General features: G+C 60.2%; 20 protein-coding genes and 1 pseudogene. 10 read left to right on the top strand and 11 right to left on the bottom strand.

Annotation, left to right across the window (positions count from 1 at the left end):
- Position 1: 1 nt before the first annotated feature.
- Positions 2-1,804 carry an acyclic terpene utilization AtuA family protein gene (locus KGA81_RS28480; protein ID WP_223550739.1) on the bottom strand — a complete coding sequence of 601 codons (1,803 nt, stop codon included), beginning with the start codon at positions 1,802-1,804 and terminating at the stop codon, positions 2-4.
- 178 nt (positions 1,805-1,982) lie between these two features.
- Here KGA81_RS28480 and KGA81_RS28485 point away from each other — a divergent pair, with 178 nt between their 5' ends.
- Together KGA81_RS28485 and KGA81_RS28490 are read left to right on the top strand one after the other, a co-directional pair.
- On the top strand, positions 1,983-2,609 hold the full coding sequence (locus KGA81_RS28485) for a TetR/AcrR family transcriptional regulator (protein ID WP_223550741.1): 627 nt from the start codon (positions 1,983-1,985) through the stop codon (positions 2,607-2,609).
- A 93-nt stretch (positions 2,610-2,702) separates the two neighbouring features.
- Entirely contained in the window at positions 2,703-3,521 is an 819-nt protein-coding gene (locus KGA81_RS28490) for a substrate-binding periplasmic protein (RefSeq protein ID WP_223550743.1), read from the top strand.
- 109 nt (positions 3,522-3,630) lie between these two features.
- Here KGA81_RS28490 and dsbG read toward each other — a convergent pair whose 3' ends face one another.
- Genes dsbG through dsbD form a run of 3 tightly spaced genes read right to left on the bottom strand, consistent with a single transcriptional unit; the run spans position 3,631 to position 6,964 of the window.
- Positions 3,631-4,398 (bottom strand): thiol:disulfide interchange protein DsbG, encoded by a 768-nt coding sequence (dsbG, locus tag KGA81_RS28495; protein WP_223550745.1) that lies wholly within the window; start codon positions 4,396-4,398, stop codon positions 3,631-3,633.
- A complete protein-coding gene (locus KGA81_RS28500; RefSeq protein WP_223550747.1) occupies positions 4,374-5,228 on the bottom strand; it encodes a TlpA disulfide reductase family protein in 855 nt (284 codons plus the stop codon). Before KGA81_RS28500 ends, dsbG begins: the two co-directional genes overlap by 25 nt.
- On the bottom strand, positions 5,228-6,964 hold the full coding sequence (dsbD, locus tag KGA81_RS28505) for a protein-disulfide reductase DsbD (protein WP_223550749.1): 1,737 nt from the start codon (positions 6,962-6,964) through the stop codon (positions 5,228-5,230). The genes KGA81_RS28500 and dsbD overlap by 1 nt, the downstream gene beginning before the upstream one ends.
- A 154-nt stretch (positions 6,965-7,118) precedes the next feature.
- Here dsbD and KGA81_RS28510 point away from each other — a divergent pair, with 154 nt between their 5' ends.
- Positions 7,119-7,799, top strand: coding sequence for a response regulator (locus KGA81_RS28510; RefSeq protein WP_108219588.1), 681 nt, complete (start codon positions 7,119-7,121; stop codon positions 7,797-7,799).
- Positions 7,796-9,121 carry an ATP-binding protein gene (locus KGA81_RS28515; RefSeq protein WP_223550751.1) on the top strand — a complete coding sequence of 442 codons (1,326 nt, stop codon included), beginning with the start codon at positions 7,796-7,798 and terminating at the stop codon, positions 9,119-9,121. Before KGA81_RS28510 ends, KGA81_RS28515 begins: the two co-directional genes overlap by 4 nt.
- A 62-nt stretch (positions 9,122-9,183) precedes the next feature.
- On the opposite strand, the gene KGA81_RS28520 is transcribed toward KGA81_RS28515, so the two are convergent.
- Positions 9,184-9,642 carry a VOC family protein gene (locus tag KGA81_RS28520; RefSeq protein WP_223550753.1) on the bottom strand — a complete coding sequence of 153 codons (459 nt, stop codon included), beginning with the start codon at positions 9,640-9,642 and terminating at the stop codon, positions 9,184-9,186.
- A 291-nt stretch (positions 9,643-9,933) separates the two neighbouring features.
- On the opposite strand from KGA81_RS28520, the gene KGA81_RS28525 reads away from it, so the two are divergent.
- The 4 genes from KGA81_RS28525 to KGA81_RS28540 all read left to right on the top strand — a co-directional run bounded on the left by KGA81_RS28525 (position 9,934) and on the right by KGA81_RS28540 (position 14,156).
- Entirely contained in the window at positions 9,934-10,203 is a 270-nt protein-coding gene (locus tag KGA81_RS28525) for a hypothetical protein (RefSeq protein WP_223550755.1), read from the top strand.
- Between the two features lie 101 nt (positions 10,204-10,304).
- Positions 10,305-10,919 (top strand): LysE family translocator, encoded by a 615-nt coding sequence (locus KGA81_RS28530; RefSeq protein WP_223550757.1) that lies wholly within the window; start codon positions 10,305-10,307, stop codon positions 10,917-10,919.
- A 205-nt stretch (positions 10,920-11,124) separates the two neighbouring features.
- On the top strand, positions 11,125-12,282 hold the full coding sequence (locus KGA81_RS28535) for a cysteine desulfurase family protein (protein ID WP_223550759.1): 1,158 nt from the start codon (positions 11,125-11,127) through the stop codon (positions 12,280-12,282).
- A 65-nt stretch (positions 12,283-12,347) separates the two neighbouring features.
- Positions 12,348-14,156 (top strand): aminopeptidase P family protein, encoded by a 1,809-nt coding sequence (locus KGA81_RS28540; RefSeq protein ID WP_223550761.1) that lies wholly within the window; start codon positions 12,348-12,350, stop codon positions 14,154-14,156.
- Between the two features lie 10 nt (positions 14,157-14,166).
- On the opposite strand, the gene KGA81_RS28545 is transcribed toward KGA81_RS28540, so the two are convergent.
- The gene (locus tag KGA81_RS28545; RefSeq protein ID WP_223550763.1) at positions 14,167-15,075 is read right to left on the bottom strand and encodes a LysR family transcriptional regulator; all 909 of its coding nucleotides are present in this window, start codon (positions 15,073-15,075) and stop codon (positions 14,167-14,169) included.
- A 114-nt stretch (positions 15,076-15,189) separates the two neighbouring features.
- Between KGA81_RS28545 and KGA81_RS28550 the strand changes: the two genes are divergently transcribed.
- Positions 15,190-16,188 carry a zinc-dependent alcohol dehydrogenase family protein gene (locus KGA81_RS28550; protein ID WP_223550765.1) on the top strand — a complete coding sequence of 333 codons (999 nt, stop codon included), beginning with the start codon at positions 15,190-15,192 and terminating at the stop codon, positions 16,186-16,188.
- Here KGA81_RS28550 and KGA81_RS28555 read toward each other — a convergent pair.
- On the bottom strand, positions 16,185-16,775 hold the full coding sequence (locus KGA81_RS28555) for a 2-hydroxychromene-2-carboxylate isomerase (RefSeq protein ID WP_223550767.1): 591 nt from the start codon (positions 16,773-16,775) through the stop codon (positions 16,185-16,187). The two genes, KGA81_RS28550 and KGA81_RS28555, sit on opposite strands and share 4 nt — an antisense overlap.
- 36 nt (positions 16,776-16,811) lie before the next feature.
- Positions 16,812-17,540, bottom strand: a complete 729-nt coding sequence (locus KGA81_RS28560; RefSeq protein WP_223550768.1) for an SDR family oxidoreductase — start codon at positions 17,538-17,540, stop codon at positions 16,812-16,814.
- 93 nt (positions 17,541-17,633) lie between these two features.
- On the opposite strand from KGA81_RS28560, the gene KGA81_RS28565 reads away from it, so the two are divergent.
- Complete coding sequence (locus KGA81_RS28565) at positions 17,634-18,194, top strand: TetR/AcrR family transcriptional regulator (RefSeq protein WP_223550770.1); 561 nt, start codon at positions 17,634-17,636, stop codon at positions 18,192-18,194.
- A 14-nt stretch (positions 18,195-18,208) separates the two neighbouring features.
- Here KGA81_RS28565 and KGA81_RS28570 read toward each other — a convergent pair whose 3' ends face one another.
- The 3 genes and pseudogenes from KGA81_RS28570 to KGA81_RS28580 all read right to left on the bottom strand — a co-directional run.
- Complete coding sequence (locus KGA81_RS28570; protein ID WP_223550772.1) at positions 18,209-18,490, bottom strand: hypothetical protein; 282 nt, start codon at positions 18,488-18,490, stop codon at positions 18,209-18,211.
- Positions 18,491-18,659: 169 nt separating this feature from the next.
- A complete protein-coding gene (gene rhtA / locus KGA81_RS28575; RefSeq protein WP_223550774.1) occupies positions 18,660-19,547 on the bottom strand; it encodes a threonine/homoserine exporter RhtA in 888 nt (295 codons plus the stop codon).
- A gap of 247 nt (positions 19,548-19,794) precedes the next feature.
- A pseudogene (locus tag KGA81_RS28580) lies at positions 19,795-20,048 on the bottom strand (hypothetical protein); the annotation flags it as partial.

Below are 20,048 nucleotides of genomic sequence, written 5' to 3' on the forward strand. Positions count from 1 at the left end.
TCTAGTTGAACTGGTCGGCGATGCGCTGCGGCACCGGAATCTGGATTTCCAGCAGTTGCTGGGCGAAGGCCTTGCCTTGCGGATCGATGCGCAGGCTGGCGATTCCGCCGCCGCCGAGGGCGTTTTCCAACAGGAAATTCAGGCTGTGGCTGGCGGGCAAGTACCAGCGTTCGACCCGCCCGTGGATGGGATCGAGGACGTGGCCCATCCAGTCGACGATCACTTCCGGGGTCAAGGCTTCGGCGATCCATGGCAGGAACCCGGGCTCGCGGGCCATGACGCCGATGTTGCTGTGGTTGCCCTTGTCGCCGGAGCGAGCGACCGCCAGTTTGACCAGGGCCACGCTGGCGTCGGCCAGGCCCGTCGGTTTCGGTGGTGCAAGCGGGGCTGGCAGGTGCAGCGGGTCGAGCACATCGAGGGTGGGCAGGGCACACCGGTGGCGCTGGCCCAAGAAATCAATGTCCAGCGTGCAGGCGGTTTTGTCGATCAGGAACGAGAACAGCCGGATCAGCGGATACACCGTCGGCCGGCCACCGACAATGCCGGTCAGCCCCGGCGCCATGCCGGTGGCGGCCTGGGCGATTTCCCGGGAGAACACGATCAAGGCCTGCTTGTCCGGATGGCGTACCGCGAGCTTGATCACCACTTCGCGGCTGTCCTGACGCTGGCCGTGGGGGCCGTAGGTGGCCTCGCTGCCCAGTAACTCGATACTCACGTCGCTGTAGGGTGCCCAGCCACGCTGGCGGAACATTTCCGAGGTCTTGTTGATGATCGCATCGCTGACCCGCCGCGCCTTGTCGACGGCATCGATGCCAGCGATCAGGCAACTGGCGGTGCAGCGGAAACCATCGGGATACGTGGCGCTGACCTTGTATTGAGCGGTCGGTGGCAGGCCTTTGGCGCCGTGCACCTGCACCGCATTCTTGCCCTGTTGCAGCAGTTTGACCTGAGTGAAGTCGCACACCACGTCGGGCAGCAGATAGGCGCGCGGGTCACCGATTTCGTACAGCATCTGTTCACCCACCGTCAGCGGCGTGACCAGCCCGCCCGTACCTTCGGGTTTACTGACGATGAACTGGCTGTCGGCGCTGACTTCGACGATGGGAAAACCTATGTGTTCGTAGTCGGGCACGTCGCGCCAGTCGGTGAAGTTGCCGCCCGTGCACTGGGCGCCGCACTCGATGATGTGCCCGGCCAATGCCGCCTGGGCGAGCTTGTCGTAGTCATGCCACGACCAGCCGAACTCATGTACCAGCGCGGCGCTGACCACCGCACTGTCGACCACGCGCCCGGTGATCACGATGTCCGCCCCCAGGCGCAGGGCTTCGACGATGCCGGGTGCACCGAGGTAGGCATTGGTCGAGACGCACATCGGTGGCAAAGGCGCGCCGCTGAACATTTCATGAATGCCCAGGTTGCCCAGCTGTTTGAATTGCGGTTGCAGATCGTCACCCAGCAGCACGGCAATCTTCAAGGCTACCCCGGCCCTGTCACAGGCTGCTTGCAGGGCGGCGGCGCAGGCTTGGGGATTGACCCCGCCGGCATTGCTGATGACCCGGATGTTGTGCGCCGCGAGTTGCCCCAGCAAGGGCGTGAGCACTTCGATGAAGTCACCCGCATAGCCGGCCTGGGGATCTTTCATCCGTGCGCCGGCCATGATCGACAGCGTGATCTCGGCCAGGTAGTCGAAGACCAGATAGTCCAGATGCCCGTGTTCCACGAGTTGCGCGGCAGCGGTCGAGGTGTCGCCCCAGAAGGCGCTGGCGCAACCGATGCGAATTGTTTTAGGCGCAGTCCATTCCATAGCCACCTCCAATCGAAGTGCATCGACATTACCAAGCAAGCGCTTGGTTTGTAAATGACTTGATTATCTTATGCCCAAGCGCTTGCTTGGTTGCATCCATGGGCTTAAATTGCCCGCGCAACTCCGGTGTTTTCGGGGGGATCGACGTTATTGATTGATCGACTGTAGGAGAGAACGGGTGGATGAGCAAAAAGCCCTGAGGGTCATGCGCGAATTGGTGGACGATGGCCAATTGACCGACCCGGACAGCGCCCGTGGCAAGCTGCTGCAAGTCGCGGCCCACCTGTTCCGCAATAAAGGCTATGAGCGCACGACCGTGCGCGATCTGGCCGGTGCTGTGGGCATTCAGTCCGGGAGCATTTTCCATCACTTCAAAAGCAAGGACGAAATCCTGCGCGCCGTGATGGAGGAAACCATACGCTACAACACCGCGTTGATGCGCGCGGCCGTCGCCGAGGCCAGCAGTGTGCGCGAGCGGGTGCTGGCGCTGATTCGCTGTGAATTGCAGTCGATCATGGGCGGCAGCGGCGAGGCCATGGCCGTGCTGGTCTATGAATGGCGCTCGCTGTCCGAAGAGGGCCAGGCCAAAGTCCTGGCGCTGCGGGATATCTACGAAGACATCTGGCTGCAGGTACTGGGCGAAGCCAAGACCGCCGGGTTTATTCGCGGCGATGTGTTCATCACTCGGCGGTTCCTGACTGGCGCATTGTCCTGGACCACCACCTGGTTTCGCGCCGATGGCAACATGAGCCTCGATCAGTTGGCTGATGAAGCGTTGATTCTGGTGCTGGAAGACCGGCAATAAAGTTGTATTGGCCAGCATAAAACTGGCTAACTGGGCGAAACCGCCTAGCTTGAATGCATTGATGCTGTTTTATTGGGGAGTGGGGTTGTTTTGATGGATTCGCCAATTCGGTCAGTCTCGCGGCTTTTGCTGGCGATGCTTGCAGCGTCAACGGTGCTGCCGTCCCAGGCTGCGCAGCTGGTGCGCATTGGTGCCGCGCACTTTCCGCCCTATACCGTGCGCCCGGAATCCGGGGCCGATACCGGGTTGCTGCCGCAACTGGTCGAGGCGCTGAACGCGTCGCAAAGTGACTACCAGTTTGTCCTGGTGCCCACGTCCATTGCCCGGCGCTTCGGTGACTTCAAGCAGGGCCGGGTCGACATGGCGATCTTCGAAAATCCCGCCTGGGGTTGGGAAGACATTCCCCATACTGCCGTCGACATGGGGCTGGAAGACGCCGAGATTTTTGTCGCGCAACGCCATCCCGATCGACAGCAAAGCTATTTTTCCGACCTGAACGGCAAACGCCTGGCTCTGTTCAGCGGCTATCATTACGAGTTCGCCAACTTCAACGCCGATCCCCAGTACCTCGCGAAAAACTACAACGCCACGCTGACCTATTCCCACGACAGCAATCTGCTGATGGTATTACGCGACCGGGCCGACATTGCCCTGGTCACGCGCTCTTATCTGTTCGACTACTTGTTGCGCAATAAAAAAGTCGCTGACGAGTTGCTGGTGTCCCAGCGCGTTGACCAGATCTATCACCACTACGCCATTCTCCGCCCGACCGCGCCAATCAGCGGCGAGGCGTTCGGCAAGTTGCTGCAGGGCTTGCGGGACAACGGCCAGATGCTGAAGATTTTCGAGCCGTACAAGATTGCGTTGGTGCCGATCCCGCACAACGAACCGGCGCCACAAGTCGCCAATTGACGGTCTTCTCCTGAATTTCCTGGCATGGCTCACAACGGTCGACGACTATCGTGAGCCCGCCCCATGTCCAATCTGAATGGCCTGACTGCTCGCGATGGGGGCGCTGAAGTCACTTCGGCCCGAGAATCTTCACCAGTTTGTCCGGCGACGGCGCGCCTTGCTGCTGTTGCAGATTACCTTTGTCATCCATGTAGAAAATCGCCGGCGTCGCCTGCAACTCCAGCTCTTCCATCAATTGCATGTTGGCCGCAAATTTTGCCTGAATCACCGGCGGCACTTCCGTCAAGGCCTTGAGCGAACTGTCCTTGCCAGCGGCTTCGTGGTCCTGCAGGGCTTTTTCCGGGTCTTTGGCGGCGAGCAGGGCGGCGGATTTCCCCGGACTGTCTTCGCGGATGATGCCCACCATGATGTGGCGCAACTGCACCTTGCCGGCCTTGACCCACGGCCGGGCCTGTTCCCAGAACATGTTGCAGTACGGGCAGTTCGGGTCGCTGAACAGATACACCACTCGCGGCGCATCCTTTTTGCCATCGCCGATCCAGTTGCTGGTTTCGAACTTGGCCCAGACTTCCCTGGCCATCGGGGCATACACCAGTTTCTGCAAAGGTGCGCTGCTCAGGTCATTGCCCTCGGCGTCATACAGGTTGCCCAGCAACACGTGTTTGCCATCCGGGGTCAGGTACAGCGCCATGCCGCGGCTCTGGTACTGCGCGGCATAACCGCGCAAGCCGTCGGGGGCGTCGAACTGGCCGACGATTTTCGCGCCCTTGGCCTCGATTTTCTTGATGGCATCGGGCAACTCTTCGGCCTGCACCGTCGGCAGGTGAATCAGGGCCGCACCGAGGCTCAGGGTCAGCAGGTGGCGGAGGCGGGACATGGCAATTTCCTTGAAGAGGTGGCGGGTACGGTGTCGAAGTTTTCCAGGGCACGGGCCAGGCTGGCTTCCGACAGCTCGCCCAGATGGCTGCCTAGCAGGCGACCCTCGGGGTTGTAGAACAGCGTAGTCGGCAGCGCCATGGAACCGACGGCCTGGCTCAGGCGTCCGCCGCCGTCGAACAGCACGTTGGACAGGCTCAGGCCCTGGGTTTCCAGAAAGGTTGCGACGCTTTGCATGCTTTCGGCCTGATTGACGAACAGGAAGGTCAGGTCTGGCCGTTGTTGCTGGGCGTTTTCCAGTACCGGCATTTCCCGGCGGCACGGCGGGCACCAGGTGGCCCAGAGATTGATCACCAACGGGCCGCCCTTGTAGTCGGCCAGTTGCACGGTTTCGCCGGCAGCGTTGCGCAGGGTGATTTCCGGCAGGCGTGTGCCTTGTTCATAAATCGACAGGGAGAACGTCGCCAACAACCAGAACGCCAGGCCGCTGGCCACGCCAAAGCCCAATGGACGGCGCAAACCCGGGCGACGCCAGCCGCGATACAGCGTGGCAAGCAAAACCACAATCACCCCAGGCCAGGCGAGGAAACCGCCATCGCGCAGGTCGATGATCTGCCACGGGTCGTTATGATAGTGGGCCCAATAGACCGCCACGAAACTGATTCGGGCCGCCAGCATGCCCAGTAGAAACAGGCTGAACAGTACCGACTCGGGGTTGTCACCGCCACGTTTGGCCACCCGCCAGCCGACAAGCGTGGCCAGCGCCAGCGCACTGATCAGCAGCAGATGATTAAGCGCAATGGCAAAGGTGCCGAGGGTGAAGGTCAGCATTAACGGGCGTCTCGGGTGTTGGTCCAGCGTTGCAGGAAAGTATCGGCATCGACCTCGCCAGTGATGCGCTGGCTGCGACGCTCTTGACCGTCAGCACCAATCCACAGCAGGCTCGGCGGCCCTGGCACTTTGTAACGGCCGAGCAGTTCGCGGCTGGCGGCATTGTCGGTGGTGACGTCCAGCCGGAGCAAGCGCACGTCGCTGAGGGCTTGCATGACATTGGCTTTGCCGAACACCTGTTTTTCCATGACCTTGCACGACACACACCAGTCGGCGTAGTAGTCCAGCAGCACCCATTGGCCCTGCGCCTGCGCCGCGTCGAGTTCCCGTTGCAGTGATCGCGGATCCTTGACGGTGGTGAAGGCATCGTGGCCAACCGGCACGGCGGCCACTGCCTGGTTCGAGGCGCGGAAGACTTGCAACGGATTGAACGGATCGTCACTGCCGCCAGCCGACCCGATCACCAGCAGGCTGCCCCACAAACCGAGCAGCAACGAGCTGGCGCCAAACAGGTACGCGACACGGCCGAAACCTTCCGATTGTTTCCAGGCACTGAAGGCCGTGATCAACAGCAGCGCACCGCACAATCCGACCCACAGGGATTCGTCCAGCACCGGGCGCAGCATCAGCAACGCGGTGGCGAGGAACAGAAAGCCGAAAATGCCTTTGACCAGGTTCATCCAGGCGCCGGGTTTGGGCATGAAGCGATTGCCGACGGTCACCAGCAACAGCAGTGGCACGCCGATACCGATGCCCATGGCGAACAGAATCAATCCGCCATGCAACGCGTTACCGCTTTGCGCGATGTAGAGCAAGGCACCGGCCAGCGGTGCAGTCATGCACGGGCCGACCAGCAGGCCGGACAGCGCCCCGAGCACCCCGGCGCCGATCAGACTGCCCCCGCGTTGATTGCGCGAGACGTTTTCCAGGCGATCACGCACGGCCACCGGCAGTTGCAGTTCGAAGAAACCGAACATCGGCAGTGCCAGCACCACGAAAATCGCCGCGAAACTCCCCAGCAGCCAGGGGTTCTGCAGCCAGGCTTGCAGATTGGCCCCGAGGGAGGCGGCCAGAACTCCCAACGCCGCATACACCAGCGCCATGCTGACCACGTAACTGCTGGCCAGGGCGAAACCGCGTCTGGGCGTGGCGCCGCTGCCGACGATCAACCCGGCCAGAATCGGCAGCATCGGTAATGAACAAGGCGTGAAGGCCAGCAACAGGCCCAGGCCGAAGAACAGCAAAAGGCTCCAGCCCAGCGCCCGTTGTTGCAGGCTGCTGGCCAGCGCCTGGTCCGGTGCTTCAGTGGCCGTATTCAACGCATTGGCATTGCCCAGGTCCACGACTCTGGTTTGCGGCGGATAACACAAACCGGCATCGGCACAGCCCTGGTAACTGACCTTGACCGTGCCGCTGGCACCCGCCGGAATCTTCAGCTCCAGACCCTGACGGTAGACTTGCTGTTCACCGAAAAACTCGTCGCTGTGGGTTTCACCTTCCGGCAACGCGGGATGCTGCGCGACAGGCAATCCGTCGTACTTCAAGCGTTTCTGGTACAGGTAATAGCCGTCGCTGATCTGCCAATAGAGCTGGGTTTCACCGGATTCCAGACGTTCGGAGGTAAACGTGAAGGCTTTATCAACCGGGAGAAATTCAGGTTTGGTGTCGAACGGATTGCTTCCCGCCTGGGCCAGGCCCGCGATCAAGAGGGTAAAAAGTAAAAACAGACGATGCATGGATAAGCCTTTGCCCTGTGCTAATGAGGTGCACAGTGGCGGGTGGCGATTAACCGATGATTAACCGCCCAGGCCTTGTTGCGCCGGCGCTTGCGGCATAATGTCGGCTTAATCGGTCAACGGCTTAATCGGCTTTATTTCTACGAGGCTCCCCATGCACGTACTGGTTTGCGAAGACGATGAGCTGATCGCCAGCGGCATTGTCGCCGGCCTGACCGCCCAGGGTCTTACCGTGGAGCACGTCGCCACGGCGTCCGCCGCCCGGGCGATGCTCAAAGTAGCGGAGTTCGACGTGATGGTGCTCGATCTCGGATTGCCGGACGAAGATGGCCTCAAGCTGTTGCAGCAATTGCGTCATCAAGGCCTGGAGTTGCCGGTCTTGATCCTCACCGCCCGGGACTCGGTCACCGACCGCGTCGATGGCCTGCAGGCCGGTGCGGACGACTATCTGCTCAAGCCGTTCGACTTGCGTGAACTCGCTGCACGCTTGCACACGTTGTTGCGGCGGGTGGCGGGGCGTAGCGTCAACCTGATCGAACACGGAGCCCTGACTTACGACCCGAGCAGCCGCGAAACCACGCTCGCGGGGCAGCCGGTGGACCTTTCGCGCCGCGAACAGTCGCTGTTGCAAGCCTTGTTGCACAACCGTGGGCGAGTGCTGTCCACCGAGCAACTCAAGGACAGTGTCTATGGCTTCAACGACGAGCTGGAAAGCAACGCCCTCAACGTCCATATCCATCACCTGCGGCGCAAACTCGGCAATGGCATTGTCGAGACCGTGCGTGGCCTGGGTTATCGCCTGGGGCCGGCTGATGGCGGAGAAGAACCGAAGTGATGAGTCTGCGTTTGCGCCTGAGCCTGACGCTCGGCGTCGCGTTTGCGTTGATCTGGGCCCTGGCCGCGGCCTGGATGCTCAGCGATTTGCGCAATCAAATGATGTTTTCCCTCGATCAGCGCCTGGTGGCGTCGGCACGCATGGTCGCCGGCCTGATGGAGCAGCTGCCGCCTGTGCCGAGCAAGGGCGAGGGCACCCACTTCAGTGCCGAACAGTTGAACATTCCGGGTGGCATGGCGTGCCAGGTCAGCTCGTTGCGCGGTGAAATCCTTGCCCGCAGTCACACCGAACCGCAGCAGGCCCTGGAGGCCGAGAAACTCGGTTTTCATGATCAGATGATCGACGGCGCGCCGTGGCGCAGTTTCACCTTGGCCCGGGGCGATCTGCGCATCACCACCGCCGACCGGCAGATCGAGCGCGAGGCGTTGAACATGTCGATCCTGCTGGCCGCTTCGGTGCCGGTGGGCGTGGCGCTGCTCGGGTGTCTGTGCCTGCTCTGGCTGGGCATCGGCCAGGGGCTGGCGCCGCTCAATCGCATGCGCGACGCCTTGATGCGCCGCAGCGCCGACTCCCTCGAACCCTTGCAGATCCAGCCGTTGCCCAGCGAGTTGCAACCCCTTCTGGAAACCCAGAACCAGTTGCTCCAGCGCATCGGCAAGACCATCGAGCGCGAACGTCGCCTGACCGGAGACGCGGCCCACGAACTGCGTAGCCCGCTGACCGCGATCAAGACCCACCTGCAAGTGGCGCGGATGACTGACGGCAGCGCCCGGGACCAGTCCCTGGCCCGGGCCGAAGAGGGCGCCGACCGCATGCACCGGACCCTCGAACAATTGCTGTTGCTGGCGCGCGTCGAGGGCAGTCTGTCGTTTGACGACGGTGTGCAGTGCAATGCCGAGCAAGTGGCGAAACTGGCGATCCACGACGTGGCGAGCGGCGATCGCCAGCGCATCAGGTTTCAGGCGCCGGGCAAGGTTTGCGCCGCGCCGGTACAAATGCCCGCCGTGCTGTCGATTGCCGCGCTGCGCAACTTGCTCGACAACGCACTGCGCCATACCCCCGCCGACAAAACGGTGGAGTTGAGCCTGGAAACCACCGGCAATCGTGTGCAGTTCGTGGTGCGCGACCATGGGCCGGGCATTGCCGAAGAAGATCTGCAACACCTGACCCAGCGTTTCTGGCGCAACGGTCAGAGCACCGGCTGCGGTCTGGGGTTGGCGATTGTCCAGGCCATCGTCCAGCGTTGCGGTTGCACGTTGCATTTCGACAGCCGGCCGGACGGCTTGCGGGTTGAGCTGACGATGCCGCTGCAACCGATCTGAAAAACACTGAAAAACCTGGAGCGAGCCTGCTCGCGAAGAGGCTCGCTCCATCGCCAGGGATTTCAACCCTGGGCAAACATCTCCTTGGCCCGTTGTTCGATCTGCGCCTGGGTCAGGTCTTCCTTGCGAGTGGCCAGGAACCACAGGTGCCCGTAGGGATCCTTCAATGTGCCCGAACGGTCGCCGTAAAACTGATCCTTGACCTGCGATACAACGGTTGCGCCGGCATCGATCGCCTGTTTGTAGGACTTGTCGACATCCGTCACGTACAAATGCAGACCCACGGACGGCGACTTGTCCGGATTGCTCAACGGTCCTTGATCGCATGGTGTGCCCAACATGATCGGGCAATCGCCGATGCGCAGTTCGGCGTGACCGACACCGCCATCGGGCATGTTCAGGCGCATGACTTCAATGGCGCCGAAGGCTTTTTTGTAGAAGGCGATGGCTTCGGCGGCTTTGTTGATGCCCAGGTAAGGGGTGATGCTGTGATATCCCTCAGGAATGGGTTTGACGCTCATGATGGATCTCCCTGATCTTGTAGTGTGTATGGAAAGTGCCTGTGCCGTTGTACGACGGAATAAATATAGGCCAGCCTCTTTCATACTCACCGAGTGCCCGACGAGTAGCCACACCGCACAAGTGCCATCGAGTCGGCTCCAGCCAATGCACCCCCGGCCCGGGTTTTCCCCGCGCATCGACCATGATCGCCATTTCCTGATAGCCACTATTGAAAGCGTTGATTTCTGCTGCCCGGGAGGCGCGGGTAGCCTGTGTTCATTGCCTCGAACCCAGTCGCCAGGACGCCAGATATGAAACCGATGATCGCTACGATGCTGATGCTCGCCGTCTCTGTACTCGCCGGATGTGCCAGCCATGTCTCCCCCGAGCTTCGCCCTTATACCGCTGAAGAAAGCAAGGAACTGGCGCTGGAAGCGCTGAACCGCCGTGGACTGTCCTTCGACGAGTACCACGCGAAAAAAGCCGAACTGCTCGGCCAGCCGCAAAAGTCGTACGGCTTCGACAATCAGGGTGAAATGAACGCCGGGCGATCTGTACAGCTTCACGGTCGTCCAAGCTGAGGCAAAACTGTACCGCTCCAAGTTTTGCGTAACTGTCCGTGGGTTTCGTCGAGGGGGTGCGATAGGGTCAACACCTGACTGACCCTGACGGACTGCCACCCATGACGCTCTCACTCGACCTGCTACTGGGCTTCGCCCTGTTTGCCCTCGTCACCTCGATCACACCCGGCCCGAACAACACCATGTTGCTGGCATCGGGGGTGAACTTCGGCTTCAATCGCACGATTCCGCACATGCTCGGCATCACTTGTGGCTTCTTTGTACTGGTGGTGGCGGTCGGTTTTGGCCTTGGCGCGGTGTTCCAGACTTACCCTTTGCTCTACACCGTGCTGCGTTATGCAGGGGCGGCGTATTTGCTGTATCTGGCGTGGAAAATCGCCCATTCCGGGCCCATGTCGGAGAGTCAACAGGGCGAGGCGAAACCGATCAGCTATCTGGGCGCCGCCGCATTCCAGTGGGTCAATCCCAAAGCCTGGATCATGGCCATTGGTGCCATCAGCACCTACACGCCGATGCAGGGTTACTTCACTAACGTGATCGTGATCGCGGCCGTTTTTGCCATCATCAACCTGCCGAGCGTCGGTGTCTGGGCCGCTTGCGGCACGCTGTTGCGCAATGTTCTGAAGGAACGCCGCTGGTTGCGTCTGTTCAATTGGGGCATGGCCGCGCTGCTGGTGGGTTCGCTGTATCCGTTGTTGCTCGAAAGCTTTAGCTGACGCATTGCTTCAACCGGTTGCCCGATGCCTGTTAAGCTGACTTTTCAGGAGCGTTCCTACGCACTTTTAAATGAAGTAATTCTTCTTTAACGGCATCCGATCAGGTATTGGTACGTTCTGAAAACAGCGCGCAGCTCACAAGGCTGCGCTTTGCCGTTTGCAGTCACGAGCTTCCTGATCCCGGAACACGCTCTGCGAGACTTTTATGAATAAACGTCCGTTGTATTTCGATTACGCTGCCACCACGCCGGTGGATGAGCGGGTCATCAAGGTGATGGTCGAGTGTCTGGGCTTTACCGGTAATTTCGGCAACCCGGCCTCCAGTTCCCATGCGTTCGGCCAGCAGGCCCGGCAATCGGTCGAACAGGCGCGACGCCAGGTCGCCGAACTGGTCGGCGCGACGCCCGGGCAGATCGTCTGGACCTCCGGCGCCACCGAATCCAACAACCTCGCGCTCAAGGGCGTGGCCCAGGCCCGCGGTACTGGCGGCGGCCATATCATCACCAGCCAGATCGAACACAAAGCCATTCTCGATACCGCCAGGCAACTGCAGGATGCCGGTGTCTCGGTGACTTATCTGGTTCCGGACGCCGAGGGCCTGATCACGGCGCAAGCGGTCAGCCAAGCCATGCGCGAGGACACCTTCCTGGTGTCGCTGATGCTGGTCAACAACGAACTGGGCACCCTCAACGACATTCCCGCTATCGGTCAGGTCGTGCGCGATTGCGGGGCGTTGTTCCATGTCGACGCCGCACAGGGCGCAGGCAAAGTGGCGATCGATCTCGGGCAGTGGCCGGTGGATCTGATGTCGTTTTCCGCGCACAAGCTCTATGGTCCCAAAGGCATCGGTGCGTTGTACGTCGGCCCTCGTGCACAGCAGCGTTTGCAGGCGCAGATCCATGGCGGCGGGCATGAGGGCGGTTTGCGCTCCGGTACCCTGGCGACCCATCAGATCGTGGCCATGGGCGCGGCTTTCGCCCTGGCGGCAGCCTCTTTTGATGAGGAGAAGGCCGTCATCGTGCGTCTGCGTGAACGCTTGCTCGGGCAGTTGTCGAGCATTCCCGGCGTGCGGCTCAATGGCAGCCCGACCCGGCGCATCCCCCATACCCTGAGCCTGACCTTCGACGAAGGTGAGTTCAACTCGGCGGCGTTGCTGGCCTCGATCGCGTTTTCCGCGACCTCGGCCTGCAATTCCGCGAGCAATACCCCATCTCATGTACTGCTGGCCCTGGGGCATGATGCCCGCTCGGCCAGTCGCACCATCCGCTTGAGCCTCGGGCGTTTCACCACCGAGCAAGATATCGACCAGGCGGTTCAACTGATCAAGGCAGCCTGCGCCAGTGCTCCGGCGTTCTGGCAATAAGGCGACGAAGCGCCGGCGCTGATCGGCACCCAACAATAATGATGAAGTGGTTAGCAGGAGACACGATGAATACGCAGCTTTCGATCAATGGATCGGTGCCTCAGCGCCTGGCGCAAACCCGCGAATTGATGAGCCGGGAGGGCATTCACGCCTTGCTGGTGCCGTCGGCCGACCCACACTTGTCCGAATACCTGCCGGGCTATTGGCAAGGGCGCCAGTGGCTGTCGGGTTTCCATGGTTCGGTCGGCACCTTGATCGTGACCCCGGATTTTGCCGGCGTCTGGGCCGATAGCCGTTACTGGGAGCAGGCGACCAAGGAGCTCAAGGGTAGCGGCATTGATCTGGTCAAGCTGCAACCGGGTCAACCCGGACCGCTGGAATGGCTGGCCGAGCAAACCCCCGAAGGTGGCGTTGTCGCGGTCGATGGCGCGGTCATGGCCGTGGCTTCGGCACGGACCCTGGGCCGCAAACTTGAAGAACGTGGCGCCCGTCTGCGCACCGACATCGATCTGTTGAGCGGAGTCTGGAACGACCGCCCAGGCCTGCCGAACGAACCGATCTACCAGCACCTGCCACCACAGGCGACCGTCAGCCGTGGCGAAAAACTCGCCAAACTGCGTGAAACCCTTCAGGCGCGGGGTGCCGACTGGCATTTCATCGCCACCCTGGATGACATCGCCTGGCTGTTCAACCTGCGTGGCGGCGACGTGTCGTTCAACCCGGTGTTTGTTTCCTTCGCGTTGATCAATCAACAGCAGGCCACGTTGTTTGTCGCCTTGAGCAAAGTCAGCACCGAATTGCGCGCCATCCTCGAACAGGACGGCGTGACTTTGCGCGATTACAGCGAAGTCTCTGCCGCACTGCGTGCCGTACCGAGCGGTGCGAGTCTGCTGGTCGACCCGGCGCGGGTCACGGCGGGGTTGCTGGACAGCCTCGACAGCGGGGTGAAGCTGATCGAAGGCCTGAACCCGACCACCCTGGCCAAATCGCAAAAAAGCCAGGCCGATGCCGAACACATCCGTAAGGCCATGGAGCAGGACGGCGCAGCGCTGTGCGAATTTTTCGCCTGGCTGGACTCGGCGCTGGGCCGCGAGCGCATCACTGAACTGACCATCGACGAAAAACTCACCGCCGCCCGTGAGCGCCGTCCGGATTATGTGTCGCTGAGTTTCAACACCATCGCGGCGTTCAATGCCAATGGCGCGATGCCGCACTACCACGCCACCGAAGAAGAACACGCTGTGATCGAGGGGGACGGTTTGCTGTTGATCGACTCCGGCGGCCAGTACCTGGGCGGCACCACCGACATCACGCGGATGGTGGCGGTGGGCACACCGACCGATGAGCAAAAACGCGATTGCACCCGCGTGCTCAAGGGCGTGATTGCCTTGTCCCGCGCGCAGTTCCCCAAAGGCATTCTGTCGCCGCTGCTCGATGCCATCGCCCGTGCGCCCATCTGGGCGGACAGTGTCGACTACGGTCACGGCACCGGTCATGGCGTCGGTTACTTCCTGAACGTCCACGAAGGTCCGCAAGTCATCGCCTATCAGGCCGCACCTGCACCGCAAACCGCGATGCAACCCGGCATGATCACGTCCATTGAACCGGGCACCTATCGTCCTGGTCGTTGGGGGGTGCGGATCGAAAACCTGGCGATGAACCGTGAGGCAGGCAAAAGCGAATTCGGCGAGTTCCTCAAGTTCGAAACCCTGACCCTGTGCCCGATCGATACGCGCTGCCTGGAAACTTCGCTGCTGTCGGTCGAGGAAAAGCAGTGGTTCAATGCCTACCACGCCGAAGTGCGCGAGCGCCTGAGTCCGTTGGTCGAAGGTGCCGCACTGGAGTGGCTCAATACCCGCACTGCGGCTATTTGATCGGGCGCAGCTATCGGTTCCTGTGTAGCTCAGGCGCGTTATCCAGCGCCTGAGCCATAAAGTCGACAAAGGTTTTGACCCTGGCGGATTGGCGACGATTCGCCGGGGAAACGGCATGTATCGGCAGCGCCAGCGTGCTGTAATCCTGCAGAATCGCGACCACCCGGCCAGCATTCAGATCTTCGCTGAATAACCACACCGGTGACAGCGCGATTCCCAATCCCCCCAGCACCAGTTCGCGGATCGCCTCGGAATTGTTGCTCTGTGCATTGCCCTTGATCCGCACTTCATGACGTTGCGCATCTTTTGTGTACGCCCACAGGCTTTGACTGCTCAGCAGGTTGAACATCAGGCAGTTGTGCCTGCCCAGTTCCTCTGGCGTTTGCGGCTGGCCGTTTTGCCTGAGGTAGTCAGGCGAGGCGACGGTTACCCGGTGGGTCGTACCGACAAGGCGAGCGATCAGGCCACTATCGTTCAAGGCTCCGATCCTGAAAGTCACGTCCAGCCCTTCGCTGACCAGATCCTGGTTTTGATCGCTCAGTTGCAGGTCTATCTGTACGTCAGGGTAGTGTTTGAGAAAGTCCGGCAAACGGGGAGCGATCTGCAATCGTCCGAAACTGACCGACGAGCCGACCTTCAACGCTCCGGCGACCTTTTCCCGACCGGATTGAAAGCTATGTTCCGCCGCATCCACGGCGGCGAGGATGAGCCGGCATTCGTTGTAGTAGCGCCGACCTTCGTCCGTCAGGGACAACTTGCGGGTGCTGCGGGTAATCAGCTTTCCGCCCAATCGGGTTTCCAGTGCTTGCAACATTTTGCTGATGGTCGGCTGGCTGGTCTGCAACTCCCGGGCAACGGCGGAAAAACTGCCTCGTTCGACCACCCGCACGAAAATCGCCATTGCATTGAGTTTGTCCACGGGATCCTCATTGATGCCAGTTAGGCATGATCACTATAGCGATATGGCGTCTTATCGGAATGAATTTGGCGAGACAAGATGGTCCCACATCCACTTCTGATGGGGCATGACGAAATGACTGACTCACTGAATATGCGCGCTCTGATGGTCGACTCGGCCAATGCGCCATTGCGCTTGGTTTCCATTGCACGGCCCGTGCCGCAGGCGGGGCAGGTACTGGTCAGGATCAAGGCCAGCGGTGTCAATCCGCTGGACGGCAAAATCCGCTCCGGGCAGGCGGCCCATGCGGGGCAACCATTGCCGGCGATAGTGGGAATGGATCTGGCCGGGACCGTAGAGGCGCTGGGAGAGGGAGTCAGTGGCTGGTTGCCGGGGGACGAGGTGTACGCCATGGCCACCGGTATTGGCGGTATTCAAGGTTCGTTGGCCGAATACGCGACGGTCGATGCGCGACTGTTGGCTCGCAAACCGCACAATTTGAGCATGCGCGAGGCTGCCGGATTGCCGCTGGTGCTGATTACGGCTTGGGAGGGCCTGGTGGACCGGGCGCACGTTCGATCCGGGCAGACGGTATTGATTCATGGCGGCGCCGGTGGCGTCGGCCATGTCGCCGTGCAAATCGCCCGCGCTTTTGGCGCCAGGGTTTTTGCCACGGGCTCGGCCGGGCAACAATCGATCATCGAAGGGTTCGGCGCGACGTTTATCGATTACCGCAAGTCTTCGGTTGAAGACTATGTGGCTGAGCATACGGCGGGTGAGGGCTTCGACATTGTCTATGACACCGTGGGGGGTGAAACGCTGGATGCGTCATTCAAGGCGGCACGGATGTATCACGGGCATGTGCTCAGCTGCCTTGGTTGGGGGCAGCACAGCCTGGCACCGCTTTCCTTTCGCGGGGCGACTTACTCCGGTGTCTTCACTTTGCTGCCGCTTCTGACGGGCCAGGGGCGTGAGCATCACGGCGAAATTCTGCACCAGGCGGCGCGGTTGATCGAAGCGGGTAAGCTCGTGCCGTTGCTTGACCCGCACTCGTTCACGCTGGAATCGGCAGAAGCCGCCCATGAACTGCTCTTGTCGGGAGCGGCAAAGGGGCGGTTGGTGGTCGAGATCTAACTCAAGGCTTCGAGCACGAAGTCCAGTCGATCCTGGCCGAAGTACAGTTGGTCATCGACAAACATGCTTGGCGCACCAAACACTCCTCGCTGCACGGCTTTTTCGGTGTTGTCCTTGAGCAGGGCTTTGACTTCCTCATCGGCGCTCAGGGCCAGCACCTCTTGTGGATCGAATCCATTTTCGCTCAATACTGCCGCGACGGTTGCAGGTTCATCCAGGCTGCGACCCTCGACCCAAATGGCGTTGAACAGGCAGTCAATGAAGGCGGCAAAGCGTTCAGGGTGGCGCAGTTGCATGCCTGTCACGGCGCGCATGAGCATCAAGGTATTGATCGGGAAGTGCGGATTGAATTTCAGGGGCACGCCGTAGCGTTTGGCGTAGCGGTCCAGATCCTGAAACATGTAGCGGCCCTTGGCCGGGATAGTCACCGGAGAGGCGTTGCCGGTGGCTTTGAACACTCCGCCCAGCAAGAACGGAATGTAGATCAACCGGGTATCAGTCTGTGCGCAAATTTTCGGTAGCTGGGTATAGGCCAGATAGGTGGCGGGGCTGCCGAGGTCGAAGTAGAACTCCACGGTTTTGCTCATGGTCGGTGCGCTCTGCTTATTGTTGTAGGGGAGGGCTTACCAGCGTTCGCTCCAGGGGCGAAGGTCCAGCTCGAAGGTCCAGGCATCGCGGGGCTGGCTGTGCAGGTACCAGTAATTTTCGGCGATATGCTCAGGATCGAGGATGCCATCCTGATCCTTGGTGGCATATTTTTCCGGGAAGCTTTCGCGGATGAAGTCGGTATCGATGGCGCCGTCGACGACGACATGGGCAACGTGAATATTCATGGGGCCGAGCTCTCGGGCCATGCTTTGTGCCAGTGCACGAATGCCGTGCTTGGCACCGGCAAATGCGGCGAACCCGGCTGCGCCCCGCAGGCCGGCAGTGGCCCCGGTGAACAGGATCGTGCCGCGTTGGCGCCTGGCCATGCGTTTGGCCACTTCACGCGCATTGAGAAAACCGGAAAAACAGGCCATTTCCCAGATCTTGAAATACTTGCGGGCGGTTTCTTCGAGAATGCTGCACGGCACGTTGGCGCCGATATTGAAGACAAATGCCTCGATGGGACCGATCTCGCTTTCGATCCGCTCGACCAGCGCGATCACGTCTTCCTCCTTGCGTGCATCGCAGGCAAAACCGTGGGCCTCGCCACCCTCGGTCTTGATGGCATCCACCAGTGGCTGGAGTTTGTCCGCACTGCGGCGGGTGACGCAGGCGACAAAACCCTCCTGGGCAAAACGCTTGGCAATGGCGCCGCCCGTGGCATCACCAGCACCGACGACCAGTACGACCTTCTTGTTATTCATGGGTAGATCCCTTTTGGTAAACGATCGTTAACTAAACGAACGTTATGCTATGATTCGACAGGCGTCAAGGTGAGCAATTCAAGGGGAAGAGCAATGCGTTATTCGGCCAGTCACAAGCTGGAAACCAGGCAAAGGCTGCTGGAAAGCAGTGCGGTATCGGCCAAGAAGTCCGGATTTTCAACGGTGGGCGTGGACGGCCTGATGAAAGCGATCGGCCTGAGTGGCGGTGCCTTCTATAGCCACTTCTCGTCAAAGGACGAGCTGTTCGCAAGCATTGTCGAGCGTGAGTTGGGACAAAGCCTGGCGCGACTGGGGGAGGGGCAGCACCTTGACAAGCTTGAGCGCTGCTTGAAACAGTACCTGAGCATGTCTCACGTCGAGAATCCGGAAACCGGTTGTGCATTACCGGCATTGGGGGCGGAAATTGCCCGTTCCGACCTGACAGTCCGTCAACAGGCAGAGCACTGGATTTGTCGGCTTCAGGAAAGTTGGGCGGGTGTTTTGCAAAGCGACAGCCTGGCGTGGGCGATTCTGTCGCAATGTATTGGCGCGCTGGTCGTGGCGCGCATGCTGGCTAGCCCGGATATCCAGCGCACAGTGCTGAAGTCCAGCTATGAGGAAATCGGCCGTCAGATCGCAAGTCCGAGAACCTGACGCAACGACCCTGCCTATTTGCAGATGACAATCATGCTACGGCTGGTATAACCCGCAGGATTGAGGCCAAACGGGTAATCGCCGGGCTCTTCCACGGCATCTCCCGACTTGGCGATGACCTTGTATCCCTTGGGGGCGCAGGAATTGGCGGCGCTGGCGTAGCACTTGTCCCAGGATGAAGACAGTCCGGAACAGTTGATGTGTAGCCCTTTCTTGCCGTGCTTGATCTGTGTTTCCGAGGTCGCTGCGCAGCCTGCAATTGCAAGTACGGCGGCCAGTATCAAAAATCGTTTCATTCCTGTCCTTATAGCTTCCCCGGATCTTGTGCCCGGGTCTGGCTGCATTCGCTTTCGCTTGACGCGTACCGATATCCCTATCTGGATTTGTCCATGGCATGGCCCTGGGTTGCGGGGCTAAACATGGCCTAATTGAGCGGCAAATACCAGACCCGTGTCATATCCGCTCTCAATCTGCCGCTACTGCTGGCCTGGTGGCGGTGCTCATGGTCATGGTTGCGCCGACGGAGGCCAGGATGATGCACAGGATTGCCATCCACTGCGACAGTGAGAGGTATTCATGAAGGAACAGCAAGCCGGATAGGGCGCCGAAGGCTGGCTCGATACTCATCAGGGTACCGAAGGTTCTGGCCGGCATGCGGGTCAGCGCGACCATCTCCAGGGTGTAGGGCAGGGCGGTGGACAAGACGGCGACGCCAAGGGCCACGGGGATCAGTGACAGGGTCAGCAATGCGGAGCCGGCATGGACAATGCCGATAGGGGCTACAAAGAGCGCGGCGATCATTACCCCCAATGCGGCGGTCTGCACGCCATTGTCGGCCCCGGCTTTTTGCCCGAACAAAATGTAAAGTGCCCAGCAGACCCCTGCACCCAAGGCATATCCGGCACCTATGAGGTCGATGCCAGCGGTCGCTTCTCCCGTTGGTATCAGCAACAGCAGGCCGACCGCTGCCAGGGCTATCCACAAAAAGTCGATCGCGCGACGCGAGGCGTAGATTGCCACCGCCAGTGGGCCGGTGAATTCAAGCGCCACCGCGATGCCCAGCGGGACGGTTTGCAATGACATATAGAAGAGGAAATTCATGCCGCCCAGTGCCATCCCGTAGACGATGACGGTGCGCAGGGATCTTGCGGTGAGTTTTGCCCGCCATGGACGCAGTATCAGCATCATGATTACGCAGGCAAAAATCAGTCGTAATGTTGTCGTCCCCTGAGGGCCAACAACGGAGAACATGCTTTTGGCCAGGGAGGCTCCAGACTGGATCGATGCCATGGCTATGAGCAGCAGCCCAACCGAGAACAGGGTAGAGGCTAGGCTGCGAGGCTGGTCATTCATTACGTGGCATCGTCCGAAATATAGGAATCAAGGGTATTTCTATTTGTGTTGGGCAATATACTGCGCATTCCCCGCTGGCGCGTCTATATATAAGCAATGTTTTTGCACCTGTCGGTAGAAAACCTGAATCAATGCTTGACGGCAGATTCTGGAGGCCTATAATTCGCCCCACTTCCGGCGCAGTCGAAACAGAAAACTCCTTGGTAAACAACGAGTTACGCAGTTTTCGGCAGCAGATTGCTTCAGTTCATCGAAGCCAGAAGGAAGTTGAAAAAGAGGTGTTGACAGCAGCGAGTAACGCTGTAGAATTCGCCTCCCGCTGACGAGAGATCGGAAGCGCAAGTGGTTGAAGTTGAAAAGGAAACTTGGAAAATTTCAGAAAATAATCACTTGACAGCAAATGAGGCTGCTGTAGAATGCGCGCCTCGGTTGAGACGAAAGCTCTTAACCAACCGCTCTTTAACAACTGAATCAAGCAATTCGTGTGGGTGCTTGTGGAGT

Origin of the sequence: Pseudomonas sp. A-B-19, assembly GCF_019947515.1 — a bacterium.
Taxonomy (GTDB): Bacteria; Pseudomonadota; Gammaproteobacteria; order Pseudomonadales; family Pseudomonadaceae; genus Aquipseudomonas.